We start from the raw sequence: 6237 nt of genomic DNA on the forward strand, positions 1-6237 counted from the left end.
GCCCGGACGGAACTTGACTTCCTTGATCTCGATGACCTTTTGTTTGGACTTCGCTTCCGCTGCCCGTTTCTGCTCTTGGTATTTGAACTTGCCGTAGTCCATCAAGCGGCAGACCGGCGGATCGGCCTGCGCAGCGATTTCGACCAGATCGACGTCCAGTTCACCCGCCATGCGCAGGGCTTCCTGGATGTTCACGATCCCGAGCGGTTCGTTCTCTACACCGTTGAGCCGCACCTCTGGCGCCATGATTTCGCGATTGAGGCGGTGCTTGCGCTCCACATTGGGAGTGCGACGGTCAGCAAAAGTAGCGATGGTTCTTACCTTTCACCGGACCCCGAGGCAGCGGAGCCCAAACTTTGGATGTCGATGAACGCCTGCGGGCAGGAGTTGCCTTACTTCAGGCCCGGTTGGCGATGTCGCTGGCGAGCTTCTTCGAGAAGTCGTCCAAGGGCATCACGCCGAGATCCTGGTTGCCGCGGGCACGCACCGCAACAGCCCCGATTGCCTTCTCCTTCTCGCCGACGACAAGGATGAACGGGACCTTTTGCAAGGAATGCTCGCGGATTTTATACGTGATCTTTTCATTTCGCAAATCACTCTCCGCCCTAACTCCTTGTTTTTGAAGTGTTTTCGCCACTTCCCGGGCGTAGTCGGCATGCGCCTCGGTGATGCTGGCCACCACGACCTGCACCGGCGCGAGCCACGCCGGCAGGGCGCCGGCATGGTGTTCGATCAGCATGCCGATGAAACGCTCGAAGCTGCCGATGATGGCGCGGTGCAGCATCACCGGGTGGGCACGGCCGCTGGTGTCGGTCACGTACTCGCCGTTCAGGCGCTCGGCGGTGTTGTAGTCGACCTGCATCGTGCCACACTGCCATTGCCGGCCCAGCGCATCCTTCAGCGTGTACTCGATCTTCGGGCCGTAGAAGGCGCCGTCGCCCGGGGCGATGATGAACTCGCAGCCGGAGCGGCGCAGGCTCTCCATCACCGCGAACTCGGCCTTGTCCCAGAAGGCGTCGGAGCCGACGCGGTGCTCCGGCCGCGTCGCGACCTTGTAGATGATGTCGGTGAAGCCGAAATCCTTGTAGACCTTCTGCAGCAGCTCGGTATAGGCCACGCACTCGTCGAGGATCTGGTCCTCGGTGCAGAAGATGTGGCCATCGTCCTGCGTGAAGCCGCGCACCCGCATGATGCCGTGCAGCGCGCCCGACGGCTCGTTGCGGTGGCACTGGCCGAACTCGCCGTAGCGGATCGGCAGGTCCTTGTAGCTGCGCATCTGCGAGTTGAAGATCAGCACGTGGCCGGGGCAGTTCATCGGCTTCAGCGCGTAGTCGCGCTTTTCCGACTCGGTCACGAACATGTTGTCGCGGTAGTTGCCCCAGTGGCCGGTCTTCTCCCACAGCCCCTGGTCGAGGATCTGCGGGCCCTTCACCTCCTGGTAGCCGTTGTCGCGGTAGACGGCGCGCATGTACTGCTCGACCTGCTGCCACACGGCCCAGCCCCTGGCGTGCCAGAACACCAGCCCGGGCGCGTGCTCGTCGAGGTGGAACAGGTCGAGTTCGCGGCCGATCTTGCGATGGTCGCGCTTCTCGGCCTCCTCGAGCATGTGCAGGTACTGCTGCAGCTCGTCCTTGGTGGCCCAGGCCGTGCCGTAGATGCGCTGCAGCATCTCGTTGCGGTGATCGCCGCGCCAGTAGGCGCCGGCCACCTTCATCAGCTTGAAGTGCTTCAGCCGGCCGGTGCTCGGCACGTGCGGGCCGCGGCACAGGTCTTCGAACTTGCCTTCGCGGTACAGCGAGACGTCTTCGTTGGCCGGGATGCTGGCGATGATCTCGGCCTTGTAGTGCTCGCCCAGGCTCTTGAAGTACGCCACCGCCTCGTCGCGCGGCAGTACGCGGCGCTCGACGCGCTCGTCCTTCTTCGCGAGCTCGCCCATCTTGGCCTCGATAGCCGCCAGGTCGTCGGGCGTGAACGGGCGCTTGTACGAGAAGTCGTAGAAGAAGCCGTTCTCGATCACCGGGCCGATCGTGACCTGCGCCTCGGGGAACAGCTCCTTGACCGCATAGGCCAGCAGGTGGGCCGTCGAGTGGCGGATGACGTCCAGCCCGGCGGGGTCCTTGTCGGTGACGATCGCGAGCGCCGTGTCGGCCTCGATGCGGTAGCTGGTGTCGACGACGCGTGCCGCATCGCCCTGCCCGACGCGCCCGGCGAGCGCCGCCTTCGCGAGACCGGTGCCGATGGAGGCCGCCACCTCGGCCACCGTGACCGGGCCGGGAAATTCGCGTCGGGAACCGTCGGGCAACTGGACTGAAATCATGGGGGAGAGCTCCTGAAAACAAAAAAGCGCGGGGGTGAGCCGCGCTTCGAGAGAGATGACGAGTAAAGACGTGACGAGCCGCGGCCGACTAAACCTTCGTGAAAACCGGCGTAGTTCGCGGTGTCATAACCATGGTGCCTTCCTCGTTCCTTGCTTGCTCTGCTCGTGGGAGCCGGGATTGTAGATCAGCCGGGAAAGATGCGGGGGCCTTCGACGCGCACCGCGTCGCCCACGCGCAGGCCGTTCGGCTGCGTGACGACGAACTGCCGCCACACGCCGCTGTCCAGCCGCACCGTGATGCGGAACGTGTCGTAGGCCGGCGTCTGGTTGCGCTCGATCTCGTTGCCGACGATCGCCCCGCCCACCGCCCCGGCGACGACGCCCGCGCCGCGCCCGCCCATCACCGCGCCGATCACCGCGGCACCGACGATGCCGCCCAGCACGGCACCGCCGCCGGTCGGGCGTTCGTACTGGCGCAGCACCTCGATGTTGGTGACCTGGCCGCGGCCATTGTCGTAGTACGAGTAGCGCGGCGCCGGTGGTGCCTGCGGCACGACGACGACCGCACCCGGCGGAGGCCCCGGCGGCGGGCCATAGGGCCGCTCGTGGTACGGCCGGGGGTAGACGATGCAGCCGGACAAGGTGCTGCCCACCAGGGCCAGCAGCGCGAGCCGCGTCAGCGCAAGCTTCGGGTTCATCGACATCTCCGGGCGCCGGATGCGGCGCCGCCCCGGAGCAACGCCGCAGCCCGGCGGCGGGTTGGCCGCCCGCGTGTAAAGAACGATGTCAGGCCTTGTCGTCCGGCCCCGCCAGCCAGCGGTACAGCACGCCGCCGATCACCGCGCCGCCGATCGGGGCGACCCAGAACAGCCACAGCTGCGCCAGCGCCCAGTCGCCGACGAGCAGCGCCGGCCCGGTGCTGCGCGCCGGGTTCACCGAGGTGTTGGTCACCGGAATGCTGATCAGGTGGATCAGCGTGAGCGCCAGCCCGATCGCGATCGGCGCGAAGCCGGCCGGCGCGCGCTTGTCGGTCGCGCCCATGATGATCACGAGGAACATGCCGGTCATCACGACCTCGCAGACGAACGCTGCCATCACCGAATAGCCGCCCGGCGAATGCTCGCCGAAGCCGTTCGAGGCCAGCCCGCCGGCCAGGCTGAAGCCCGCCTTGCCGCTCGCGATCAGGTACAGCACGGCTGCGCCCAGCAGGCCGCCGATCACCTGCGCCGCGATGTAGGCCGGCAGCTCCGACGCCTTGAAGCGCCCGCCGGCCACCAGGCCGATCGACACCGCCGGGTTCAGGTGGCAGCCGGAGATGTGGCCGATCGTGAAGGCCATCGTCAGCACCGTCAGCCCGAACGCGAGCGAGACCCCCAGCAGGCCGATGCCGACGTTCGGGAAGGCGGCGGCCAGCACCGCGCTTCCGCAGCCGCCGAGCACCAGCCAGAAGGTTCCGATCAATTCGGCCGCAGCCCGCTTCGTCAGGTTCATCGCCCCTCTCCTGTCAGTTCATGAGGAGCGCATTTGCGCATTCCCATCCGGCAGCGTCAAGACGTCATCGCGGTCGCGCGTTTCTCGAACTCCTGGCGCAGCTGGCGCCGCACCTGGGCCGCCTTGCTGCGGCGGATCTCGTCCGGCGACACCGGCACCAGCGGCGGCACCGTGGCCGGCCGGCGTTCGTCGTCCATCGCGACCATCGTGAAGAAGCAGCTGTTGGCGTGCCGCACCAGCTGCGTCTGGATGTTCTCGGTGATGACCTTGATGCCGATCTCCATCGAGGTGTTGCCGGTGTGGTTGACCGACGCAAGGAAGGTCACCAGCTCGCCGACGTGGATCGGCTGGCGGAAGGTCACCTGGTCGACCGACAGCGTCACCACGTAGCGCCCCGCATAGCGGCTCGCGCAGGCGTAGGCCACCTGGTCGAGCAGCTTCAGGATGCTGCCGCCGTGCACGTTGCCGGTGAAATTGGCCATGTCGGGCGTCATCAGCACGGTCATGGTCAGTTGATGGGAAGGCAGGTTCATCAGCCGCGAGCTCCGTATTCCGAAAAGATGCCGAGTTCCACATGGCGGCCCGCCTCGTGCAGGCCGGCCGCGCGCAAGGTGGCCACCACCTCGGCCGGCGCCACGCAGGCGGCGATGGTGTCCCAGTAGTAGCGCCACAGTCGGGGCGTGCCCTCGGCCTTCGAGACGACGCGCGCCAGCAGCGGCAGCGCGCCGCGCATGTAGAGCTTGAGCAGTGCGGTGGTGAAGCGCCCGGCCGGTTTCGTGATCTCGAGGATCAGCAGCCGCCCGCCCGGCTTCAGCACGCGGCGGAATTCGGCGCAGGCGAGCGAGAAATCCTCGATGTGGCGCAGCGCATAGCCCATCACCAGGAAGTCGACGCTCGCGTCCGGCACCGGCAGCGCCTCGGCCCGGCCCTCCAGGCAGCGCACCTCGGGCGGCAGGTGCGCCTGCGCCATCATCCCCGGGCTCGGGTCGACGCCGACCAGCCGCTGCGGCTCGTTCGTCACGTGCAGGATCTCGTGCGAGACCAGCCCGGTGCCCATGCCGAGGTCGAGCACCTGCATGCCGGGCGCGAGGCCCGCGCGCAGCAGCGCCTGGCGGCGGTACCACGAGCCGGTGCCCAGGCCGAGGATGCGTTCGAGCCGGTTGTAGTCGCCGGCGGTGTCGTCGAAGGCGGTGCGGATGAAGCGCTCGCGGGCCTGCACGTCGCCGTCGGGGTAGTAGTCGGTCAGCGCGCCGTGCGGCAGGTGCACCACGGCAGGGCCGGGCCCGGGCGGCTCAGGCGAAAGGCGTGCGGGCGGAGCGCGATCGGGCATGGGCGGCAGACGAGGGGCCAGGGTCGGGTGGATGGTACGGCCTGTGACGGAAGCCGCAAGCCGGCTCCGCTAAAATCGCGCACTTTGATCGTGCGGACCCCACTGCACGAGTATCCCGAGACCGCATGAGTTCAGCTGACACCTCTCTGTTGCCGGAAGTCGGCACGCTCCTGGTCGAATCCCTCAACCTGGAGATCGCCCCGGACGCCATCGACCCCGATGCGCCGCTGTATGGCGAAGGCCTCGGTCTCGATTCGATCGACATCCTCGAGCTGGCGCTCGTCGTGTCCAAGCGCTACGGCTTCCAGCTGCGCTCGGGCGACGAGGACAACCTGCGCATCTTCTCGTCGCTGCGCAGCCTGGCCGGCCACATCGCGGTCCACCGTACGCAGTGACGCCATGAACGCGCGCGCCCGCTGGGGTCTGGCCGCCGTCGGCCTCGGGGCGTATGCGCTGCTCGCGCACCATCTCGTGAGCCGCGACGCCGGCTCCGTTCTCGCACTGCTCACATTGCTCGGCCCGATGGTCGGCGCCGCGCTGTGGGGCCTGTGGCATGCGGGCCAGCGGCTCGTCGCGTTCGGGCTGGCGGGGGTCGCCGTCGCGGTGCTGCTGAACGGCTCGCGGCTGCCGGTCTCCTGGCTCTATCTGGCACAGCATGCCGGCATCCACCTCGGGCTCGCGTGGTGGTTCGGCCGCACGCTGCGCGACGGGCGCGAGCCCTTCATCACGCAACTGGCGCGCCGCCTGCACAACCCGATGCAGCCGACGATGGTGGTCTACACGCGGCACGTCACGCGGGCCTGGACGATCTACTTCGTCGCGATCGCCGGCACCTCGTTCCTGCTGTTCGCCTTCGCCCCGCTCGCGGCCTGGTCGCTGTTCGCCAACGTGCTGACGCCGATCTCGCTGGTCGCGATGTTCGTCGTCGAGTACCTGCTGCGATACCGCTTGCACCCCGAATTCGACCGCGTCGCCTTCCTCGACGCGGTGCGCGCCTACCGCGCGAGCGCCGCCGCCGACACCCCGCAATGAGCGAGCACACCCCGCTGCCGCTGCTCGACGGCGCGCCGCTCGACGCGCCGCTCGCCTGGCGTGCCGG

The 6237-nt window shown here is 67.9% G+C and carries 8 protein-coding genes; 2 read left to right on the top strand and 6 right to left on the bottom strand.

The features are described from left to right. From infC to AC1D1T_RS29250, 6 genes are all read right to left on the bottom strand, one after another. The coding region (gene infC, locus AC1D1T_RS29225) for a translation initiation factor IF-3 (RefSeq protein ID WP_477993005.1) at positions 1 to 279 on the bottom strand (279 nt) is incomplete at its 3' end. 118 nt (positions 280 to 397) lie between these two features. Next, positions 398 to 2317, bottom strand: coding sequence for a threonine--tRNA ligase (gene thrS, locus AC1D1T_RS29230; RefSeq protein ID WP_477840100.1), 1920 nt, complete (start codon positions 2315 to 2317; stop codon positions 398 to 400). 185 nt (positions 2318 to 2502) lie between these two features. Then, positions 2503 to 3015, bottom strand: a complete 513-nt coding sequence (locus AC1D1T_RS29235; protein ID WP_465112475.1) for a glycine zipper 2TM domain-containing protein — start codon at positions 3013 to 3015, stop codon at positions 2503 to 2505. A gap of 88 nt (positions 3016 to 3103) precedes the next feature. Continuing rightward, complete coding sequence (gene aqpZ, locus AC1D1T_RS29240; RefSeq protein ID WP_047511786.1) at positions 3104 to 3808, bottom strand: aquaporin Z; 705 nt, start codon at positions 3806 to 3808, stop codon at positions 3104 to 3106. A 56-nt stretch (positions 3809 to 3864) separates the two neighbouring features. After that, entirely contained in the window at positions 3865 to 4341 is a 477-nt protein-coding gene (locus tag AC1D1T_RS29245; protein ID WP_047511783.1) for an acyl-CoA thioesterase, read from the bottom strand. Next, complete coding sequence (locus AC1D1T_RS29250) at positions 4341 to 5138, bottom strand: class I SAM-dependent methyltransferase (protein ID WP_477993006.1); 798 nt, start codon at positions 5136 to 5138, stop codon at positions 4341 to 4343. Before AC1D1T_RS29250 ends, AC1D1T_RS29245 begins: the two co-directional genes overlap by 1 nt. A 125-nt stretch (positions 5139 to 5263) precedes the next feature. Here AC1D1T_RS29250 and AC1D1T_RS29255 point away from each other — a divergent pair, with 125 nt between their 5' ends. Both AC1D1T_RS29255 and AC1D1T_RS29260 read left to right on the top strand, forming a co-directional pair. Further along, entirely contained in the window at positions 5264 to 5533 is a 270-nt protein-coding gene (locus AC1D1T_RS29255; protein WP_047511777.1) for a phosphopantetheine-binding protein, read from the top strand. Between the two features lie 4 nt (positions 5534 to 5537). Further along, on the top strand, positions 5538 to 6170 hold the full coding sequence (locus tag AC1D1T_RS29260) for a COG4648 family protein (RefSeq protein WP_477840104.1): 633 nt from the start codon (positions 5538 to 5540) through the stop codon (positions 6168 to 6170). Positions 6171 to 6237: the final 67 nt, after the last annotated feature.

The organism is Rhizobacter sp. P2_H3 (genome assembly GCF_056403355.1).